This window comes from Maritimibacter alexandrii, assembly GCF_005871115.1.
GTDB lineage: Bacteria > Pseudomonadota > Alphaproteobacteria > Rhodobacterales > Rhodobacteraceae > Maritimibacter > Maritimibacter alkaliphilus.
Map to the genome: position 1 here is coordinate 1,151,519 of NZ_SWKQ01000009.1, position 19,180 is coordinate 1,170,698.

Consider the following 19,180-nt stretch of genomic DNA (forward strand, 5'->3'; position numbering starts at 1 on the left):
CGTCTTCCTTATTGGTTCAGGTCTTGGGCAAGGGCCGATCCGGCCTCGAGCGCGGCAAGCCGCGTCTGCGCGCGGTCGATCCAGTCGGTCATCGCCGGTTGTGCGGCGTCCGGCATCGCCGACAGTTCGTCGAGCGCCTCGGCAATGCGACCGTTGTTGAGGGCGAACTCGGCGCGCGACAGGATCGCATCCGGGTCGTCGCCCTCCTGCGGTTCCAGCGACCGGGTTCCAAGCTGGGTGCGAAGGAACGCCTCGCCCCGACCGATCTCGCCCGCCTCGACCATCGCGCGCAGGCTCAGGTCAAGCGCCTCTCGCGCCACGTCGGGGAAGCTTTCCTGAAGGCTGCCCAGCGTGGGCACGCCGTCGCCAGCGACTGCGGCCAGTGCGTCCGGTGCTTCGGCCCCCGTCGCGGTCGTCAGGTCGAAAAGCGCGTCCTCGAACGGCTGACCGGAGTCCAGTGCAGCCATGATCCGGGACAAGGCGGCGCGCCCGGTGGCCGCCTGCGCGGCCTGCGCCGCGCTGGCCTGAAGCTCTTCCGCGTCGGCCTGTTCGGCGCGCAGCTTTTCAAGTTCGGTCTCAAGCATCGACCGGATGCTCGCCAACTCCCGTTCGTAGGCGGCAGCCGCGGTTTCCGCCGCTTCCGCACTGTCGCCCTGAGGCATCTTTTCAAGCGCGGTGATACGCGCTTCGTATCCGCTGACGGTGGCCGCCAGATCCTCGATCCGGTTCTGGGTCGCGACGATGTCCGCGCGCAGCGCGCCGCCCAGATCTTCGACCGATGTGTCGCCCTGAAGGGCGCTGATCGTCACGGATTGTTCGTCGATGGTGCTTTGAAGCGTCGCGATCTGCTCCGATTGCGCGTTCAGCGCCTCCTGCACCGGGTCCGGGCCGGGGTCCGACCCGAACGGCCAACTGCCGGGGACGAACGCCTGCGCCGCCGCGAACCCGATTGCACCCGCGAACAGCCCGCCGACGATCATGCCCCCGAACGGGAGCGCCGCGCCGCCGCGCCGCGGTTCTTCACGCACCACGGGCGCGATGCTCGGCGTGGGGTCCACGTCCTGCGCTGGCGCCTCATCGTCGGTGTCGGCCCCGCTGTCGTCACGCGTCCCGTCCTGATCGGTCAGGATTGTGACTTCGGGCTCGTCCTCAGGCGCGATTTCTTCGATGACGACCGCGTCTTCCACGGCATCCTGAGCAACCTTGGGCGAGTCGGGCTCGCCCGTTTCGGTTGTGTCGTCGGATTTCGGGGTTTTCGCCACGCGTGCACCTTTCGAATCTTAACTCATTGTCGGACAAGCCGGACTTCGGTTCAAACTTAGCTACGGCGCACCAAGGTCTCAAGGCGGGTCACCGAGATGCCGCAGCGACAATTCGCGCGATCATCTCGTCGCCGTTCGGATCGGTGCAGACCTCGCTTCGTCCGCCGGTCGCGCTTGTCCACGCAGCGGCGACCGCCGGGCTCAACGCAATCACGTGGAGGTTGGATCCAATCGTTGCCAACTGGTTTGCCACGCGCTCGGCGGATCGTGGTGACCACAGGGGCAGGATCACGCGGTCCGGCCCCTCGAGCGCGGCCTTCGCTTCGGGGCTGAGGTCGCGGGCGATCTGCGCGTAAACCTCGCACTCATGTGTCTCTATTCCAGCGGAATTCAGCCGTTCTGCAACCTCGCCGCGCGTCTCGCGCCCCCTCGCGTGAAGCAGCGGCCCTTCCGCTTCGAGGCGCTGCACCAGATCATCGGCATCCCGTGCGACGAGCCTGACCTCCCCGCCCGACGCTTCGGCAGTGCGTGCGCCGACGCAATAGACCGGAACTCCGGCCAGATCTGGCAGGAACGAAACGGCATGTGCAGACGTGAGGATCAGACCGGCGAATTCCGCCGGATCGACCGAAGCGCCCGTTCCCTCGATCTCGGTCACGGGCGACACGATCACATCGATCCCCGACACGGCCGCCGCGGCACGCTCGCTCGCCTCGCGCGGGCGGGTCAGGATCACCGTGGGCTTCGGGGTCATGGCGTCTCGCGGGATGGACGGGAACGGTGTGTCTTGGTATCCCGGCGAGACCTTCGGAGCAACCACCGCACCATGTCGCGCACCATCACGATTCTCGGGCTGGAAAGCAGCTGTGACGACACCGCAGCTGCGGTCGTGCGCCATCGTCCGGGGCACGATCCCGAGATCCTGTCGTCGGTCGTGGCCGGTCAAACCGAGTTGCATTCGGCATATGGGGGTGTGGTGCCGGAAATCGCCGCGCGCGCACATACGGAGAAGCTCGACCTCTGTGTCGAGGAAGCCCTTGAAGCTGCCGGGCTGCGATTGCCCGACCTCGACGCCATCGCGGTGACGGCGGGACCGGGTCTGGTCGGCGGCGTTCTGGCCGGGGTGATGACGGCCAAAGGTCTTGCCGTGGCGACGGGGTTGCCTCTTGTCGGGGTGAACCACCTTGCAGGCCACGCGCTTACGCCGCGTCTGACCGACGGCACATCCTTTCCCTATCTCATGCTGCTTGTGTCGGGGGGGCATTGCCAATTCCTGATCGCGCATGGACCGGATCGGTTCACGCGGCTGGGCGGCACCATCGACGATGCGCCCGGCGAGGCGTTCGACAAGACCGCGCGTTTGCTGGGCCTGCCGCAACCCGGCGGCCCGTCGGTCGAAGTTGAGGCGCGCGCGGGCGACCCGAAGCGGTTTCGCCTCCCACGGCCCCTGCTGGACCGGCCGGGATGCGATATGAGCTTCTCTGGCCTCAAGACGGCGCTTCTGCGCGAACGGGACAAACTCGTCACCGCTCAAGGCGGGATCACGGTCAAGGATCGAGCCGACCTTTGCGCGGGCTTTCAGGCGGCTGTTGCCGACGTTCTGGCGGAAAAGGCCAGCCGCGCGATTGCCGAATATTTGGCCCTGTCGCCAACGGTACCCGTGATCGCGGTCGCGGGCGGTGTGGCCGCGAATTCCGCCATTCGTGCTGCGTTAGAGACTGTTTCGGCGGAGAATGGCGTCGGCTTTGTCGCGCCGCCGCTGGCCCTGTGCACCGACAATGCAGCGATGATTGCCTGGGCCGGGATCGAGAAGTTCCGATCCGGGGACACCGACGACATGACGCTGGCCGCCCGCCCGCGCTGGCCGTTGGATCAGAGTGCGGCGCCGATGCTCGGGTTCGGCAAGAAGGGAGCGAAAGCATGAGCGTGGCTGTCCTTGGTGCAGGGGCTTTCGGAACATCGCTGGCCATCGCCATGGCGCGGTCCGGCAAGGGCGTGACACTTTGGGCGCGCGATGTTCGGGATATGGCGGACCAGCGCGAGAATACTCTTCGCCTGCCCGGCTTCGCCTTCCCGGACAAGCTTGTGATCACAAAACACATATCCGCGGTCACGGACGATGTCGTGTTGCTCGCCGTCCCGATGCAGAAGCTGCGCGCGTTCCTGTCCGAGTATTGTGAAGTGCTGTCAGGGCGCACGCTGGTCGCGACCTGCAAGGGCATCGACGTCGAGACCGGCGAAGGACCGGGCGAGATCATTCGCCGTCTCTGCCCCGACGCGACCCCCGCGCTTCTGTCCGGTCCCAGTTTTGCCGTCGACGTCGCGGCGGGCCTGCCGACTGCATTGACCTTGGCCGCATCAGAGCCTGAACCGCTTCAACATGCGCTGACGGGCGGCAATCTGCGGCTTTATCGGTCGACGGACATGATCGGGGTCGAAACCGGCGGGGCGATGAAGAACGTGATCGCCATTGCCTGCGGGCTCGCCATCGGCGCCGGGCTGGGCGAATCCGCCCGCGCCGCCCTGATGACGCGCGGGTTCGCCGAGATGAACCGCTTCGCCATCGCGCGGGGGGCCGAAGCCGACACGCTTCAGGGCCTGTCCGGTTTCGGAGATCTGACGCTGACCTGCACTTCGGAAAAGTCCCGCAATTTCGCCTATGGCCTGTCTCTCGGCCGGGGCGAGCCTCAGGCCGAAGGCGTGACGATCGAAGGCAAGGCCACGGCCAAGGCCGTCGCGAACGCCGCCACGAAAGCCGGGATCGAAATGCCGATCACGAATATGGTCGTCGCGGTCATGTCCGGCAATATTACGATCAACGAGGCGAGCGATCTGTTGCTCGCCCGCCCGCTCAAGGAGGAATGAATGTTCGCAGTCATCTGCACCGACAAGCCCGGAAGCCTGGACATCCGCAAAGCCAACCGTGACGCGCACCTCGGCTATATCGAGGACACCGGCGTCGTCGTCATGGCGGGGCCGTTTCTTGACGACAACGGCGACATGAACGGCTCACTCGTCATCCTGTCCGTTACTTCGCGCGAGGCGGCACTCGACTGGGCCAAGGGTGACCCGTATGCCAAGGCCGACCTGTTCGCCGACGTACGGATTGAGGAATGGAAAAAGGTGGTCGGCTGATGCGTTACTGGCTGTTCAAATCCGAACCGAACGCTTGGGGATGGGACGATCAGGTCGCCAAAGGCGAGGCGGGCGAGGAGTGGGACGGTGTCCGCAACTATCAGGCCCGCAACAACATGCGTGAGATGAAGCTGGGCGACCTTGGGTTTTTCTACCATTCCGTCGACGAAAAACGCGTGGTCGGGATCGTCGAGGTCTGCAAGGAAATCCATCCCGACAGCACGACCGACGATCCCCGCTGGGAATGCGTGGACATCAAGGCGGTCCGCCCGGTGAAAAACCCCGTGACGCTGGACATGTGCAAGAACGACCCGCGCCTTGCCGACATGGTTCTGGTCAACAACACCCGCCTGTCGGTGCAGCCCGTGACCGAAGCGGAATGGAACGTCGTTCTCGAACTGGCCGGAGAATAGGACTAGGGGAAATTGCCCCCTCACGGCATGATTGGCTCACAACAAACTGTGTCAGTGAGGGACAATCATGGAAATCGTCAACGTTCTGGTCGCGGCTGCCGCGGCGTGGGTCTTCGGGGCCGTCTGGTACATGGTGCTGTCGAAACCGTGGATGCGGGTGTCTGGCGTCAAGGTCGACGAACAGACTGGGCGCCCGATGGGCGGCGCGCTTCCTTTCATCCTGTCGGCAGTGGCAATGATCGTCGTCGCCGGGTTCATGCGCCACATCTTCGCGATGACGGCCATCGATACCATCGGCAAAGGCTTCGTCGCTGGTATGGGGATCGGTCTGTTCTTCATCACGCCTTGGACGATGATCAACAACGCCTATCCGGGCCGCCCCTTCCTGCTGACCGTGATCGACGGAGGCTACGCCGTCGGCGGCTGCGCGATCATCGGCGCAATCCTGATGGCGTTCTGAGAAACGCAGCCCGAAAAAAACTGGAGGGTCCGGCCCCGCGCCGAACCCTCCATCCACCCCACGTGCTCCCTCAGCACCGCACGTGTCTCTGAATTTAGGGTCCGACCGTCCTGGCCTTCGAGAAGAGAGATAGGGCATCTCATCGAGTCGCTCAATCTCCAAGTCTCTGGGATTTTAGCCAAATTCGACGCGACGGGCAGAACGACAAAGGGCGACCAGCGGCCGCCCTCGAAGCATGACAACGAATGGTGTGGGGTCAGGCGTAGACCGACTCTTTGCCGAAATGCTTGACCAGCATGTAATAGACCACGGCCCGATACTTGTTGCGCTCGGACTTGCCGTAGGTCTCGATCACCGCGTTGATCGCGTCCATCAGTTGCGGGCCATCGGTCAGGCCAAGTTTCTTGATGAGGAAATTGTTTTTGACGGTCTCAAGCTCGTGCGCCTGACTTCCGGCCACCGTTTCGGCGTCGGGGTTGTAGATCGCCGGACCGCAGCCGATCGTCACCTTGGTCAGCAGGTCCATGTCGGGGGTCATCCCGCACTTGTTCTTCAGATCGTCCGCGTAAGTGGCGATCTTGTCGTCACGTTTTCCCATGAAAAGACTCCCAGTTCTGTCCCGAGGGCGTCCGTCCCTCGCCGGGGAGCCTAGGCGCAAATGTGCCAAATCGAAAGAAAATTATCCCCCGATCATTCCCTCTACCCATCACGGCCCGGATGGCGCAACATGGCGGCGCATTTTATCAATCGGAGGGTACGATGGGACTCTGGAGTTTTGTGAAAGGGGCGGGAAAGTCGCTTTTCGGCGGCGAAGACGCCAAGAACGAGGACGCGCTCAAGAAAGAGGTCGAGGAACTCGGCGTTTCGACCGAGGGGCTCGAGATCAAGGTCGAGGGTGACAAGGTCAAGGTGACCGGCGGATCGATGACGACCGAAGAAAAGGAAAAGGTCATCCTTGCCGTCGGCAACGTCGAAGGCATTTCCGAGGTCGAAGCCGATGTCGAGACCGAGACGCTGTTTCATACAGTCGAAAAGGGCGACACGCTTTGGGCGGTCAGCCAGAAAACCCTGGGCGATGGTTCGCGCTACAACGAGATTTTCGAGGCGAACAAACCGATGCTGAAGCACCCGGACAAAATCTACCCGGGTCAGGTGCTGCGCATTCCGACCTGATCGGCACAGCGTTCTTCAAGCGGAAGGCCCGGCTGAATTCCGGGCCTTTCTTATTTGGGGCATCCGAGGAAGTCCGCAATCGCCTCGGTCGTTTCCGCCGCGTCGAGAATGCCGAGGTGACCGAGACCGGGAAGGATCTCGTAGCGCCCGTTGGTCGAGGCGCCGGACATCACCGGCTCATACTCAAAGGGCCGAAAGGCCGCATCATCCGACCCGGCCAGCAGGAGGAAGGGCGGAAGCGCGGCAACATCGGCGAGATAATCGGAACGCGGCGCATATCCGGTGTTCAGCCTGTGGCTATAGGACGCCGTGGCCCATTGCCCCTGTTCGGTGGCTCGCACGGTTTCGGGCAAGTTGAACTCGATCACGGTCAGGCCGTTCAGTGCGCGGATGCCCACCGCGTTCAGCATCGACAGACCGACGATCCGGCGCGTCAACGGGCGGGCCCAGACGGACCCTTCGGTTGCGGTCGGCGCGTTGTATTTCAGAAAGGGCGCGATCAGAACCGCACGGTCCATGCGTGCCCCATGGGCACCGCCCGCAAACCGGATGACCAGACCGCCCCCCGACGAATGCCCCGCGAACACGGCGCGGTCCAACCCCAGATGATCCAGCAGATCGGCAAGGTCGTCTTCCAGTTGTCCGACATAGGCGATATCGCCGCGCGGGTCGGCCAGCGGCCCGTGTCCGCGCAGGTCGGGCACGATCACACGGTAACCGCACCGCTGCGAGATCGCTTGGGCAAGCGGCTCATAGGCCGCGCCGTGCCACCCTGACCCGTGGACCAGGATCATGTCGCCCGAACCCGTTCCCGCAATGTCGCGATAGCCAAGCGTCGCCCCATCCCGCGCGGTGAAGGTCAAAAGGTCCGACACCGGCGCGCCGGAATCGCCCTCGGGAAAGTCGAGCGTTTCGGCCGAGACGAAACCCTTGGGCGGCTGGGACAGGATCAGAACAAATGCGATGGCAAAGAAGATGCCGACCGAAATCGCCGGGATGAGAATGAATTTCACGGGTGCAATGCCTTCAAGACGTTCGAATTTTTGCTTCGATCTCATCCATTGTCACGCTGCCGGGCGCAACCCCGTCGCGCGCCATGCGGGCCGCGATCCGGGTGAGGGCCGCGTTCACCGGCACCGGCACCCCGTGCATTCGCCCAAGCCAGACGATCTCGCCGTTCAGCCAATCCGTTTCGACACGTTTAGTTTTTCGCAGAAAACTCTGGGTCGTCGAGGTTCCGGCGTTCTCGACACCGGGAACCTTGGTGAACGTCATGTGGGCTTTTCGGTCCGGGTGATCCATTCCCACGTCCTCCCAATCGATGCCTGCAGCGGCCAGAACCGCTTCGGCCTCGGCGCGCATCGTCTCGCGCAAGCCGGGGGCGGGCGCGCCATGGCCCAGTGCGGCGCCGACGATGTTCGACAGGTTCATGAGCAGCTTCCCGTATTTCGTGGCCATCACGTTGTCTTTCGGGAAAGCGGCGATGCCAGCGTCGGTCAGTGCCGCGCACAGGCTTTCATCCGCGTCGTCCACGCCGCCCGGATACCGACCGATGTAGAACAGCCCGGTCTTGGGTGCCGATTGCACGACGACTTCACCGGGCACGGTAAACAGCGCGGGCATCATCACCGTCACGCCGTGCACGTTCGGAAAGAGCCGCAACGCCTTTGACTCGTTCGCGACCCCGTTCTGGAGGCAGAAGATCGGCTGATCGGTCACACCCGCCGCACGCAGGTCTTCCAGCGCCTCGCCTGTATCCTGACCTTTCATGGCAAGCAGGATCATATCGTCGGGACCGAATTCGATGTCGTTGGCCGCGCCGACGGCGTGAAGCTTGACGACCTCGTCCATCAAAGGTGTCCTGAGCCGCAATCCCTTGGACCGGATCGCGTCAAGCTGCGCCCCACGCGAGATCGCGATGACATCCTTTTGCGCCAAATGAAGGGCCGCCGCGACCGCCCCTCCGATGGCGCCTGTACCGAAAACAACGAACCGCATCACGTCCTCCTGCAATCTCGATGCGATCCTGCCGGTATACGGCGCATATGCAAGGGCGCGCCCGAAGACGCGCCCTCAACAACACTCAGGGATGTCGGATTACTGGGCGGTCGTTTCCGTCTCAGTTTCCTCTTCGGTCGCGGCCATATCGTCTTCGGTCGCTTCCTCATCAGTCGCGTCGGTGTCGGCCGCCATGTCTTCCTCGGCGGCACCTTCGGTCGTCGCCTCGGTATCGGTGGCGACGTCTTCTTCCACCGCGCCGTCTTCCGTGGCAGGTTCTTCCGCGGCCATGTCTTCGGTCGCGTCTTCACCTTCCATCGCGTCATCCGCACTGGCCGATGCGTCCGATCCGGTCGCGTCGTCAGCCGCCGGCGCTTCTTCCTCAGCCGGGAGAAGGTCGGCAACCGGCGTTTCGTCCGGCAGGCCCTCGACGTCCGATTCATCGAACTCCGGCTGTTCCTTCAGCGTTTCCTTGTCGGTCGAGAGGACGAAGGACATGCCGTCTTCGCGCAGCTCGAAGTCTTCCAGCGGCAGGGCGACAGTGTATTCGCCGAGGCCCAGGAAGCCGCCGATACCGATCACGGCATCCGCGCCGTCACCATTGGCGACGACATAGTCGATTTCGCCGATCCGGTTGTCTTCGGGGTCATAGGCGACAAAGCCGACGACGTCGCCGACGGTCATTTCGTCGAGCGAGGCGAAGGTCGGGGCCGCAGCCACGTCACCTTCCATGTCCGTCGTGCCGGTCATGTCGGTGCCCATTTCGGTTTCGGCCGCCATCGGCTCTTCTGCCGCCATGGGTTCGTCGGTGTCTTGCGCATAGGCACCACCTGCCACGAGAGCGGCCAGGCTGGCACCCATCATAAGGGTCTTGAGTTTCATAACGATCCTCCTTTTCGGTCGCTGTATTGCCGTTCAAACCGGGCTGGAGGTGAGTCGGTTCCCACTAAGGGATCGCGACGGGGAGCGGTTGGCGAAGGATGGCCGATGACCGCCCGCAGGTCGGGCCGCATTCCGCCCAAGCAAGGCCGGGCGGGAACCTGCCCATTTTTCAATCAAGTGTCTGACAAAAAACAATAAAGGTAATGGGCGGCTTGGCCCGCGGATCACCCCGAAGCTGCGATCGCGCACGCTTCCGCTAGTCCGAAAAACAGTTCGGCCAGGTTCCGCGCCCCGGGCACCGCCGGGCGTTGTCCAGCCCTTTCGTGGTCAGCGTGGACGGCATTCTAAGCTCGTTACCGGACGCATCGCGCCCGGACCATTCGCCTTCGGACGTCACCGTGATCGACCAACCGCTCTGGTCCACGGCGCCACCGAACCGTCTTTGGGCCACGCCGGGTTCCGTCTCCGGTGGCGTGGTTCCATCCATGCGGTCGCTCTCCTCGCGGGCAGCCAATCCCATTTCGTAGTTCGTGAACTGGGAAAACTTGGCGAATACCATCTCGTAGCACATCACGATGGCCGGCGGATCACGGCGGTAAAAGGCGTTCACGGTGCCACAGGGCGCAGTGGCGATCTGGAGATCTCGGGGCAGGTCGAAATTCCCGGCGATCAAAGCTTCGACTTTCTCGAGGAACTTCATCTCCATCAGCATCTGGCCCAGCAGGTATGTCATGCCCGGCTCCGGCTGCACATAATTCAACGCAAACGCGCCGCCCGTTCTCGGTGCGTCACGGGGCAGAAGATGCGGCTTCAGCACGGCGCGCCAGCCATCCAGCGCCCGCTCGGAGATATGGACGCACTTTTCCCGACGGTCGTCGGGCATCTGCATGATGTCGGCAATCGGGCCGTAGCGGTCCCCGTCCCGTCCCACGAGCAGACACGTGGCATGATAGGCCCGCTGAAGGTTCAAGCTGTGCTCGTCGTAGAAATGGGCATCGGTCAGGGTCGCCGGATCACCCCTGTTGATCGCCCAATCCTGAATGGCGGCGTAGAGGGTTTCATTATTTTCATCGGTTTCGTTCCCGACCAGCATGGCCACGGCGAGCGTATCCGCCGCGTCCTCTTCCCACCCGAGCACGGGCAACTGATACTCGTGGATCAGCATGTGCGCGATTTCGTGGTACATGATGAACTGGATGCTGGCCCAGGTCTTGCGCAACGCACGTCCGACCACGTCGAGCGTGAGATCGGGGTATTCCTCGACGATGACTTCGGCGACAGCGCGTGCGATCTCGTCGTCCGTGGCCGCTTCTGAAGTGGTGCCCGGCCCGGAAACGAACAAGGCCGTCACGGCGGCAAGTAGGAGTCGGCGCATGTCTGGTCTCCTCTCGACGACCAGTATCCGGCCAGACCGGACGATTCGGTCAATGCGCGGGGACCGAAAAAGCGCCGGAAATGAAAACGCCGCCCCCCAAGCGGGAAGCGGCGTCTCGATTTCCTCGGTAAACGAGTGGCTCAGTACCGGTAGTGTTCCGGTTTGAACGGCCCTTCGACCGTCACACCGATATAGCTTGCCTGTTCCGGCTTCAGCTCGGTCAGCTTCACGCCGATCCGGTCGAGGTGCAGGCGGGCCACTTTTTCGTCGAGGTGCTTGGGCAGGATGTAGACCTCGTTCTTGTAGTTCTCGCCACGGGTCCAAAGTTCGATCTGGGCGAGCACCTGGTTGGTGAACGACGCCGACATGACGAACGAGGGGTGGCCGGTGGCGTTGCCGAGGTTCAGGAGGCGACCTTCGGACAGCAGGATGATGCGGGCGCCCGAGGGCATCTCGATCATGTCCACCTGATCCTTGATGTTCGTCCACTTGTGGTTCTTCAGGCTCGCCACCTGAATCTCGTTGTCGAAGTGGCCGATGTTGCCGACGATGGCCATGTCCTTCATCTCGCGCATATGCTCGATGCGGATGACGTCCTTGTTGCCGGTGGTGGTCACGAAGATGTCGGCGGTCGACACGACATCCTCGAGCGTGACGACCTCGAACCCGTCCATCGCGGCCTGAAGCGCACAGATCGGGTCAATCTCGGTCACTTTCACACGGGCACCTGCGCCACGCAGCGAGGCGGCAGAGCCTTTGCCAACGTCGCCATAGCCACAGACCACGGCGACCTTGCCGGCCATCATGGTGTCGGTGGCGCGGCGGATACCGTCGACCAGCGATTCCTTACAGCCGTATTTGTTGTCGAACTTCGACTTGGTGACGCTGTCGTTGACGTTGATAGCCGGGAAGGGCAGCAGGTCCTTCTTCATCAGCTCGTACAGGCGGTGAACGCCGGTCGTCGTCTCTTCCGAAACGCCCTTAATCATGTCGCGCTGCTTGGTGAACCAGCCGGGGCTTGCCGCGAGGCGCTTCTTGATCTGCTTGAAGAGGTATTCCTCTTCTTCCGAGGTCGGCGTTTCGATCAGGTCGGTTTCACCCGCTTCCACACGCGCACCCATCAGGATGTACATGGTCGCGTCGCCGCCATCGTCGAGGATCATGTTGCAGCCGCCCTCTTCGAACATGAAGATGCGGTCGGCATAGTCCCAGTATTCTTCCAGCGTCTCGCCCTTCACGGCGAAAACCGGGGTGCCGCCAGCCGCGATGGCGGCGGCCGCGTGATCCTGCGTCGAGAAGATGTTGCACGACGCCCAGCGCACGTCGGCGCCGAGCGCAACGAGCGTTTCGATCAGAACGGCCGTCTGGATCGTCATGTGCAGCGACCCCGCGATCCGGGCGCCCTTCAGCGGTTGGGTCGCACCGTATTCTTCCCGAAGAGCCATCAGCCCGGGCATTTCGGTTTCGGCGATGTCCAATTCCTTGCGCCCGAAGTCTGCAAGCGAAATGTCCTTAACGATATAATCCTGAGTCACAGGTATCTCTCCGTAGGTCAGCGTTTGCAGGTTGCTAGCACCACCTCACCCAAGGTGCAACGAAGCCTGCGTTGACTTTGCGCGGTCTTTGGGAACACTTCGCGTAAAAGGCAGGCGAATGTTTTACACGATGAACGAACGACAAGGCGGTCACTGTGGCGTGCCCGAAGGGCCGGATCATGCGACGTCCGCGCAGGCTCACCCCGATGCGCTTGAAGGGAGGCGAGGCTGATGGCCCGTGCGTGGCAACGAATGCTGTCCGGTCGAAGGCTCGATCTCCTCGACCCGACCCCGGTGGACATCGAGATCGAAGACATCGCGCACGGCCTTGCCTTCGTCGCGCGCTGGAACGGGCAGACGCGTGGCGATTTTCCCTATTCGGTGGCCGAACACTCCATTCTGGTCGAAGAGCTGTTCTCACGCATGAACCCCAAAGCCCCAGCAAAATGGCAACTCGCCGCTTTGCTGCACGATGCACCGGAATACGTCATCGGCGACATGATCTCGCCGGTGAAGGCCGCCGTGGGGCCGGGCTACGGGGAACTCGACGATCGGCTCATGGCGGCGATCCACCTGCGCTTCGGCTTGCCGCACAAGGTGCCCGCCAACATCAAGAAGGCGATCAAGAAGGCCGACAAGGTGTCGGCTTGGCTGGAAGCGACCCAGATCGCCGGGTTTTCGATGGCGGAAGCGGACAGGTTCTTCGGCCACCCGGACGAGGGGCTTATCGAGGGCCTGACCATCGCGCCGCGTCCGCCCGTCGATGTGCGGCACGACTTCGTCGCCCGCCACAACGCGCTTCTTGCGCTGGTTTAGAGCCTGTTTTCGGCTAGAGCGTCGATCCGGCCTTCAGCGTCATGTCGTATTGGTCCGCAACCGCGCCTTTCACGCCGAGTGCGCCATAGAGTGACACGACATGCCCGATGACGATAAGCGCGGGGCCGGGTAGATCGGCCTCGACCACGCGGGCCTCGATATTCGCGAGCGTGCCTGTAATCACGCGCTGATCCAGTCGCGTGCCATTGTCGATGACGGCCACCGGCATTTCGGGATCGACACCTTGGGCAAGGGCCGCGTCCATCACCGTCTTGATCGCATTGAGGCCCATGTAAACGACGACCGTCTGCCCCTTGCGGGCGTATCGCGTCCAGTCGTGTCCGATCACGCCACCCGCACCATGGGCCGTGATGAAGACGCAGCTTTGCGCGTGGTCGCGATGGGTGAGCGGAATACCCGCCGCCGCGCCGCATCCCGCAGCCGCCGTGATCCCCGGCACGACCTCGACCGGGATACCCTCGGCGGCGACATCCTCCAACTCCTCGCCGCCACGCCCGAATATGAACGGATCGCCGCCCTTGAGGCGCAGAACACGCTCGCCCCGCTTGGCGCGTTCGATCATCTGATCGGTGATTTCACGCTGGGTTAGAGTATGTTCGTTGGGTTTCTTGCCCACGTAGATGCGTTCGGCATCGCGGCGTAGCAGGTCGACGATCCCGTCCCCGACCAAGCGGTCGTAGAACACCACATCGGCGTGCTGCATCATGCGCAACGCCTTGAAGGTCAGTAGATCGGGGTCGCCCGGACCTGCACCCACCAGCCAGACCTCGCCGCGTTTCAGATCGACGTCGGCGCCGCGCTGCAACTCGGCCTCCAGCCGTTCCTGCGCCAGACCTTCCTCGCCCGCGAGAAACGCATCGCCCACCGGCCCTTCGATCAGGTTCTCCCAGAACCGGCGACGATTGCGCCCGTTCGGCACGGCTTCGTAGATGCGCCCCCGGAAATCGGCGAGGAATTTGGCGAGGCGGCCGTAGGCGGCCGGCAGCATCGCCTCCATCCGCGCCCGCAGGATACGCGCGATCACTGGGGCCGCGCCGCCGGTCGAGATGGCGATGGTGATCGGGTCGCGCTCGACAACCGAGGGGGTGATGAAATCGCAGTATTGCTTTTCATCCGCCACGTTCACCAGCGCCCCCGCGGCCTTGGCGGCGCGGTGAAGCAACGCATCCCGGTCATGCTCCTCCGACGCACCATAGGCGACGAGGCATCCCTGAAAATCGATCTCGTCCGGTACGCGCGCGTGATGTGTCAGCCGTTCGTGGCCAAGGAACGCGCGAACCTCGTCCCCCGGATCGGGATCGAACACCTCGACCAGCGCGCCCGCGTTCAGCGCCCGTTCCACCCGTCGTGCGGCGACCGTCGTGCCGCCATCCACGATCACGCGCTTGCCCGCGACTTCGAGAAAGATGGGAAGGTAATCCATGTCCGCGTCCCCTTGGCTCTTTCGTCCATGTCCCGCTTTCCGGGCTGCGTGTCAAATGCGCGAATCCGCATGTTTCAAAGGGCCTACACGCCCGCCGCAACGCAGCGTATGATGCTGACATGAACATCCAACGCCCCTTCACCGCCGACAACCCGCACCCGTTCGCGCCCTATGTCGCGATCCTCGCGCGTGGCAAGACCAAGCAGCGACCCTTCACCTATGAGGAAGCGCGCGATTCGATGGCGATGATCCTGCGGGGCGAGGCGTTGCCAGAGCAGATCGGGGCCTATCTCATGCTCCTCAGGCTCAAGGAAGAGACGGCGGAAGAGATCGCGGGGTTCGTTGCCGGAACGCGGGCGACATTCGAGCGTCCCGAAGAACTCCCGCAGGTCGACCTGGACTGGTCCTGCTACGCGGGCAAACGGGTTCAGTTGCCGTGGTTCATCCTGTCGCTCATCGCGCTGGTCCAGTCCGGCACCCGCGTGGTGCTGCATGGGGCCGAAGGGCACACGCCCGGCCGCGTCTATACGCGTGACGTCTTTGCGCGTTTCGGCCTGCCGATCGCTTGCGACTTCGCCGATGCCGCCGGTCAGATCGAGGCGCAGGGCATGACCTATATGCCGCTCGAGACGCTCTCGCCGGTCCTGCGCGACCTGATCGAGTTGAAGCCCGTGCTCGGCCTGCGCTCGCCCGTCAACAGCTTCACCCGGCTTCTCAACCCGTTCGACGCGCCGACCGTGATGCAGGGGATCTTTCATCGCGGCTTCCTCGACATCCATTCCGGTGCCGCGCAAATCCTCGACATTCCCAACATGGCGGTGTTTCGCGGCGATGGGGGCGAGATCGAGATGCGCCCGAACAAGCCCTGCCCAGTCTGGACGACGCATGGTGCCACCGACCCTGTGGTCGAGACATGGCCCGCGACGCTCGACGACGGCCATGCGCCGGCTGACGAAACGATGGATGTCGCCCGGCTTGAACAGGTCTGGGCCGGTCGGGACGCCGATGCCTATGCGCTCGCCGCCGTGCTTTCGACGCTCGCGGTTACGCTCAAGACCATGGGCCGCGCCGCGACTCAGGCCGAGGCGAACGAGCAGGCCAAAGCGATCTGGGACGCCCGCGACCCTTCGCGTTTCGCGCCGAAATGAGACCAGCTTGCGCGTTTCATGGGCGCGCAGGGGCCGTTTCAGGCTTTGACCGCACGGTAAAAAGCTGAAATCCGCCGAACAAGGAAATCCTGTCTTTGGCCTGTCACGAACCGCGCATAGCGTTTTCGGCAGGACAGTTGGAGGACACGCATGTCACAGGATTTCACCCTTTCCCGCCGCGCATTCATGTCGGGCACCGCTGGTGCCGCGCTGATCGCGCTGCACCCGTTCTCGGCCCGTGCACAGGGCGCACAGGCGCACTTGCGGATCATGGAGACGACGGACCTTCACGTTCATGTCTATCCCTATGACTACTACTCGGACCGCCCTATCGACACCGTGGGCCTGTCGCGCACCGCGTCGATCATCGAGGAAATCCGCGCCGAAGCGACGAACTCGATGCTCGTCGACAACGGCGACTTCCTTCAAGGCAACCCGATGGGCGACTACATCGCCTATGAGCGGGGGATGAAGGAAGGCGACATGCACCCGGTCATTCAGGCGATGAACACCGTTGGGTTCGACGCGTCGACGCTGGGCAACCACGAATTCAACTATGGTCTCGAGTTTCTGACCAAGTCGCTGGCCGGGGCCGACTTCCCGGTCGTTTCCGCCAACGTGGTCAGCGAACGGGCCGAAAACCCACGGGGCGACAAGACGCTGGTGCAACCTTACGTGATCCTCGACCGCGAGGTGACGCTGGGCGACGGGACGACCGCGCCGATCAGGGTGGGCCTGATCGGCTTCGTGCCGCCGCAAATCATGACGTGGGACCGCCGCCATCTAGAAGGTAACGTCACGACCCGCGACATCGTCGAAGCCGCGCAGGCCTGGGTGCCGCAGATGAAGGAAGAGGGCGCCGACATCATCATCGCGCTCAGCCATTCAGGCATCGGGTCGGCCCAGCATGAGGACCGGATGGAAAACGCATCGGTCCCGCTTGCCGAAGTCGAGGGGATCGACGCGTTGATGACGGGTCACAGCCACCTCGTCTTCCCGTCGCCTGACTACGCCGATTACGCGGGTCTCGACGCCGAGGCCGGAACGATCCACGGTAAGCCCGCCGTCATGGGCGGGTTCTGGGGGTCGCACCTTGGCGTCATCGACCTGATGCTGGAGCGCGACGGCAACGCTTGGCGGGTCGTCATGGCCGAGACCGAGGCGCGCCCGATTTCGAAACGCAACGAAGACCGCAGCGTGACCGCGCTGGTCGAAGACGTGCCCGCCGTTCTGGCCAGCGTCGAACAGGCGCACAACGAAACGCTCGAATACGTGCGCCGCGCAGTTGGCGAAACCTCGGCCCCGCTTCACAGCTACTTCGCGCTGGTGGCCGACGATCCCAGCGTTCAGATCGTCTCGAACGCGCAGCTTTGGTACATCGAACAGATGATGCGCGGGACGGAGTACGAGGGGCTTCCGATCCTGTCCGCGGCAGCCCCGTTCAAGGCCGGGGGACGTGGCGGACCGGAATACTACACCGACGTGCCCGAGGGGCCGGTGGCGATCAAGAACGTGGCCGACCTGTATCTGTATCCCAACACGGTGCGCGCGGTGAAGATCGACGGAGCGCAGCTCAGGGGATGGCTCGAACGGTCTGCGGGCATGTTCAACCAGATCACGCCGGGTGAAGCGGATCAGGTCCTTCTGAATCCCGATTTTCCTTCCTACAACTTCGACGTGATCGACGGCGTGACCTACCAGATCGACCTGAGCCAGCCGTCGCGGTTCGACCGGATCGGAAACCAGATCAACTCGGATGCGAACCGGATCGTGAACCTGATGTTCGACGGCGCCCCGGTGACCGACGATATGGAATTCGTGGTCGCGACCAACAACTATCGCGCGGGCGGCGGCGGCGATTTCCCGGGGGCCAAGGGCGATACGATCATCTTCGAGGGGCCGGACACCAACCGCGACGTGATCGTGCGCTACATCGTCGAACAAGGCACCATCAACCCCAGCGCCGACGCCAACTGGACCTTTGCGCCGATGGATGGAGCGACGGTTCTGTTCGACACCGGGCCGAAGGCGGCCGACTACGCTGCATCGGTCGAAGGGGTCGAGATCGAGCCGGCGGGCGATGGTCCGGACGGTTTCGCCCGCTTCCGCATCACGCTCTGAGGGCAGTCGGTTGAGGAACGGGCGTGCCGGTCGGCGCGCCCGTTTTCCGTTCAGGCGAAGAAGTCGCGGATGATCCGGCCATAGATCGACTTGAGCTGCCCGATCTGCGCAATCTCCACCCGCTCGTCGACCTGATGCATTGTCTTGCCGACCAGACCGAACTCCACCACCGGGCAGTGATCCTTGACGAACCGCGCGTCCGAGGTGCCGCCCGATGTGGACATGACCGGGCGCAGCCCCGTCTCGGCCTCGACCGCCGCAGCGACGGTATCGGACAGCGGGCCGGGGGGTGTGACGAAACTCTCCCCCGACACTTTGACGACCATGCCGATCTCGATCCCCGTCTCGCCGGCGACCCGGTCCATCTGGGCCTGAAGCCAATCGGTCAGGCCCGCCGAAGTATGCGCATCGTTGAACCGGATGTTCACCGTGGCTTTCGCCTCGGCCGGGATCACGTTCGTCGCCGGGTTGCCGACGTCGAAGGTCGTGACCGCCAGCGTTGAGGCGTCGAAATGGGCGGTGCCTTCGTCCAGAACATGCGCATCGAGGTCCGACACCAACCGCGCCAGCGCAGGCACGGGATTCTTCGCGCGGTGCGGATAGGCCGCGTGCCCCTGCACGCCGCGCGCCGTGAAAAAGGCGGTCATCGACCCCCGGCGCCCGATCTTCATCATCTCGCCCATCGTGTCGGGGCAGGTCGGCTCGCCCACGACACAGGCATCCATCGCCTCGCCGTTCTGGTCCATCCAGTCGAGCAGCGCCTTGGTTCCGTCGGTCGCGTCGCCTTCTTCGTCACCCGTAATTGCAAGGATCAGCCCGCAATCGTCCGGCAAGTCCCGCGTTGCATCCATCGCGGCGGCGACCCACGCGGCGACGCCCGATTTCATGTCCGTCGCGCCGCGCCCCCAAAGGTGACCGTCCCGCTCTTCCGCGCCAAAGGGCTGCACCGTCCAAGCGCCGGTATCGCCGACCGGGACCACGTCGGTGTGACCGTTGAAACCAAGTGTCAGCCGCGCGCCTTTGGGCCCGAAGCGCGCGAACAGGTTCGCGATCCCGCCACGATCCACGCGCGTGCATACGAACCCGGCGCCCTCGAGCAGATCGGCCAGATAGACCAACGCCCCGCCCTCTTCCGGCGTGACCGAAGGGCACTCGATCAAGCGCCGCGTGATTTCGACAGGATTGGTTTCGGTCATGACAGCCTCACATTGACCGCCCGGTGATACACGCCGCCCCGCCGCCTCGCAATGTTGCGTCCGGGTGACAGGGGGTTGAAGACAAACGTAGTTTTTTGAACCACACGGTTAACAAATTGGAATTTTTGGTTCATAGATGGCGCAATAACAACGAGGCAGTTGTAGCGGTCCACCCAAAAGCGCGCAAAGCGCAGGACCCGCGAGCGGATTTCAGGACCAAGG

Annotated in this window: 19 protein-coding genes; 9 read left to right on the forward strand and 10 right to left on the reverse strand. The window is 63.6% G+C overall.

Going from position 1 to position 19,180, the window contains the following annotated elements; translation table 11 throughout:
* Positions 1-8 precede the first annotated feature (8 nt).
* Positions 9-1,262, reverse strand: coding sequence for a COG4223 family protein (locus FCT00_RS06460; RefSeq protein ID WP_138422291.1), 1,254 nt, complete (start codon positions 1,260-1,262; stop codon positions 9-11).
* A gap of 88 nt (positions 1,263-1,350) precedes the next feature.
* On the reverse strand, positions 1,351-2,016 hold the full coding sequence (locus FCT00_RS06465; RefSeq protein WP_171042907.1) for a uroporphyrinogen-III synthase: 666 nt from the start codon (positions 2,014-2,016) through the stop codon (positions 1,351-1,353).
* Positions 2,017-2,088: 72 nt separating this feature from the next.
* On the opposite strand from FCT00_RS06465, the gene tsaD reads away from it, so the two are divergent.
* The 5 genes from tsaD to FCT00_RS06490 all read left to right on the forward strand — a co-directional run bounded on the left by tsaD (position 2,089) and on the right by FCT00_RS06490 (position 5,270).
* Positions 2,089-3,186, forward strand: a complete 1,098-nt coding sequence (gene tsaD, locus FCT00_RS06470; RefSeq protein WP_138422293.1) for a tRNA (adenosine(37)-N6)-threonylcarbamoyltransferase complex transferase subunit TsaD — start codon at positions 2,089-2,091, stop codon at positions 3,184-3,186.
* Positions 3,183-4,127, forward strand: a complete 945-nt coding sequence (locus tag FCT00_RS06475; protein ID WP_138422294.1) for an NAD(P)H-dependent glycerol-3-phosphate dehydrogenase — start codon at positions 3,183-3,185, stop codon at positions 4,125-4,127. Before tsaD ends, FCT00_RS06475 begins: the two co-directional genes overlap by 4 nt.
* Entirely contained in the window at positions 4,128-4,397 is a 270-nt protein-coding gene (locus tag FCT00_RS06480; protein WP_008332344.1) for a YciI family protein, read from the forward strand.
* Positions 4,397-4,810, forward strand: coding sequence for an EVE domain-containing protein (locus tag FCT00_RS06485; protein WP_138422295.1), 414 nt, complete (start codon positions 4,397-4,399; stop codon positions 4,808-4,810). The genes FCT00_RS06480 and FCT00_RS06485 overlap by 1 nt, the downstream gene beginning before the upstream one ends.
* Before the next feature lie 67 nt (positions 4,811-4,877).
* Positions 4,878-5,270, forward strand: a complete 393-nt coding sequence (locus tag FCT00_RS06490) for a DUF1761 domain-containing protein (protein WP_138422296.1) — start codon at positions 4,878-4,880, stop codon at positions 5,268-5,270.
* 256 nt (positions 5,271-5,526) lie between these two features.
* On the opposite strand, the gene FCT00_RS06495 is transcribed toward FCT00_RS06490, so the two are convergent.
* Positions 5,527-5,868, reverse strand: a complete 342-nt coding sequence (locus tag FCT00_RS06495; RefSeq protein ID WP_008332339.1) for a DUF2853 family protein — start codon at positions 5,866-5,868, stop codon at positions 5,527-5,529.
* 161 nt (positions 5,869-6,029) lie between these two features.
* Here FCT00_RS06495 and lysM point away from each other — a divergent pair, with 161 nt between their 5' ends.
* Positions 6,030-6,443 (forward strand): peptidoglycan-binding protein LysM, encoded by a 414-nt coding sequence (gene lysM, locus FCT00_RS06500; RefSeq protein ID WP_008332337.1) that lies wholly within the window; start codon positions 6,030-6,032, stop codon positions 6,441-6,443.
* 50 nt (positions 6,444-6,493) lie between these two features.
* Here lysM and FCT00_RS06505 read toward each other — a convergent pair whose 3' ends face one another.
* The 5 genes from FCT00_RS06505 to ahcY all read right to left on the reverse strand — a co-directional run bounded on the left by FCT00_RS06505 (position 6,494) and on the right by ahcY (position 12,233).
* Positions 6,494-7,456: an alpha/beta hydrolase gene (locus FCT00_RS06505; RefSeq protein WP_212747994.1), complete on the reverse strand. Its 963-nt coding sequence runs from the start codon at positions 7,454-7,456 to the stop codon at positions 6,494-6,496.
* A 13-nt stretch (positions 7,457-7,469) separates the two neighbouring features.
* Positions 7,470-8,441, reverse strand: a complete 972-nt coding sequence (locus FCT00_RS06510) for a ketopantoate reductase family protein (RefSeq protein WP_138422298.1) — start codon at positions 8,439-8,441, stop codon at positions 7,470-7,472.
* A gap of 99 nt (positions 8,442-8,540) precedes the next feature.
* Positions 8,541-9,323: a hypothetical protein gene (locus tag FCT00_RS06515; protein WP_171042908.1), complete on the reverse strand. Its 783-nt coding sequence runs from the start codon at positions 9,321-9,323 to the stop codon at positions 8,541-8,543.
* A gap of 256 nt (positions 9,324-9,579) precedes the next feature.
* Entirely contained in the window at positions 9,580-10,698 is a 1,119-nt protein-coding gene (locus FCT00_RS06525; RefSeq protein ID WP_138422301.1) for a DUF4344 domain-containing metallopeptidase, read from the reverse strand.
* A gap of 140 nt (positions 10,699-10,838) precedes the next feature.
* The gene (ahcY, locus tag FCT00_RS06530; protein ID WP_138422302.1) at positions 10,839-12,233 is read right to left on the reverse strand and encodes an adenosylhomocysteinase; all 1,395 of its coding nucleotides are present in this window, start codon (positions 12,231-12,233) and stop codon (positions 10,839-10,841) included.
* A gap of 231 nt (positions 12,234-12,464) precedes the next feature.
* Here ahcY and FCT00_RS06535 point away from each other — a divergent pair, with 231 nt between their 5' ends.
* Positions 12,465-13,049, forward strand: coding sequence for an HD domain-containing protein (locus FCT00_RS06535; RefSeq protein ID WP_138422303.1), 585 nt, complete (start codon positions 12,465-12,467; stop codon positions 13,047-13,049).
* A 13-nt stretch (positions 13,050-13,062) separates the two neighbouring features.
* On the opposite strand, the gene cysG is transcribed toward FCT00_RS06535, so the two are convergent.
* Complete coding sequence (cysG, locus tag FCT00_RS06540) at positions 13,063-14,493, reverse strand: siroheme synthase CysG (protein WP_138422304.1); 1,431 nt, start codon at positions 14,491-14,493, stop codon at positions 13,063-13,065.
* Between the two features lie 119 nt (positions 14,494-14,612).
* On the opposite strand from cysG, the gene FCT00_RS06545 reads away from it, so the two are divergent.
* On the forward strand, positions 14,613-15,641 hold the full coding sequence (locus tag FCT00_RS06545; protein ID WP_138422305.1) for a glycosyl transferase family protein: 1,029 nt from the start codon (positions 14,613-14,615) through the stop codon (positions 15,639-15,641).
* A 150-nt stretch (positions 15,642-15,791) separates the two neighbouring features.
* Positions 15,792-17,762, forward strand: coding sequence for a bifunctional 2',3'-cyclic-nucleotide 2'-phosphodiesterase/3'-nucleotidase (locus tag FCT00_RS06550; protein ID WP_138422306.1), 1,971 nt, complete (start codon positions 15,792-15,794; stop codon positions 17,760-17,762).
* 50 nt (positions 17,763-17,812) lie between these two features.
* Here the strand turns inward: FCT00_RS06550 and dapE are convergent, their stop codons facing one another.
* Complete coding sequence (gene dapE, locus FCT00_RS06555; RefSeq protein WP_138422307.1) at positions 17,813-18,958, reverse strand: succinyl-diaminopimelate desuccinylase; 1,146 nt, start codon at positions 18,956-18,958, stop codon at positions 17,813-17,815.
* Positions 18,959-19,180 lie beyond the last annotated feature (222 nt).

Excerpts from the sequence above, each read along its gene's own strand:
- FCT00_RS06480 (WP_008332344.1), top strand. The coding sequence starts at position 4,128 with ATGTTCGCAGTCATCTGCACCGACAAGCCCGGAAGCCTGGACATCCGC.
- lysM (WP_008332337.1), top strand. The coding sequence starts at position 6,030 with ATGGGACTCTGGAGTTTTGTGAAAGGGGCGGGAAAGTCGCTTTTCGGC.
- FCT00_RS06475 (WP_138422294.1), top strand. The coding sequence starts at position 3,183 with ATGAGCGTGGCTGTCCTTGGTGCAGGGGCTTTCGGAACATCGCTGGCC.
- cysG (WP_138422304.1), bottom strand. The coding sequence starts at position 14,493 with ATGGATTACCTTCCCATCTTTCTCGAAGTCGCGGGCAAGCGCGTGATC.
- FCT00_RS06525 (WP_138422301.1), bottom strand. The coding sequence starts at position 10,698 with ATGCGCCGACTCCTACTTGCCGCCGTGACGGCCTTGTTCGTTTCCGGG.
- tsaD (WP_138422293.1), top strand. The coding sequence starts at position 2,089 with ATGTCGCGCACCATCACGATTCTCGGGCTGGAAAGCAGCTGTGACGAC.
- FCT00_RS06495 (WP_008332339.1), bottom strand. The coding sequence starts at position 5,868 with ATGGGAAAACGTGACGACAAGATCGCCACTTACGCGGACGATCTGAAG.
- FCT00_RS06535 (WP_138422303.1), top strand. The coding sequence starts at position 12,465 with ATGGCCCGTGCGTGGCAACGAATGCTGTCCGGTCGAAGGCTCGATCTC.
- FCT00_RS06485 (WP_138422295.1), top strand. The coding sequence starts at position 4,397 with ATGCGTTACTGGCTGTTCAAATCCGAACCGAACGCTTGGGGATGGGAC.
- FCT00_RS06515 (WP_171042908.1), bottom strand. The coding sequence starts at position 9,323 with ATGAAACTCAAGACCCTTATGATGGGTGCCAGCCTGGCCGCTCTCGTG.
- FCT00_RS06465 (WP_171042907.1), bottom strand. The coding sequence starts at position 2,016 with ATGACCCCGAAGCCCACGGTGATCCTGACCCGCCCGCGCGAGGCGAGC.
- dapE (WP_138422307.1), bottom strand. The coding sequence starts at position 18,958 with ATGACCGAAACCAATCCTGTCGAAATCACGCGGCGCTTGATCGAGTGC.
- FCT00_RS06550 (WP_138422306.1), top strand. The coding sequence starts at position 15,792 with ATGTCACAGGATTTCACCCTTTCCCGCCGCGCATTCATGTCGGGCACC.
- FCT00_RS06490 (WP_138422296.1), top strand. The coding sequence starts at position 4,878 with ATGGAAATCGTCAACGTTCTGGTCGCGGCTGCCGCGGCGTGGGTCTTC.
- FCT00_RS06510 (WP_138422298.1), bottom strand. The coding sequence starts at position 8,441 with ATGCGGTTCGTTGTTTTCGGTACAGGCGCCATCGGAGGGGCGGTCGCG.
- FCT00_RS06545 (WP_138422305.1), top strand. The coding sequence starts at position 14,613 with ATGAACATCCAACGCCCCTTCACCGCCGACAACCCGCACCCGTTCGCG.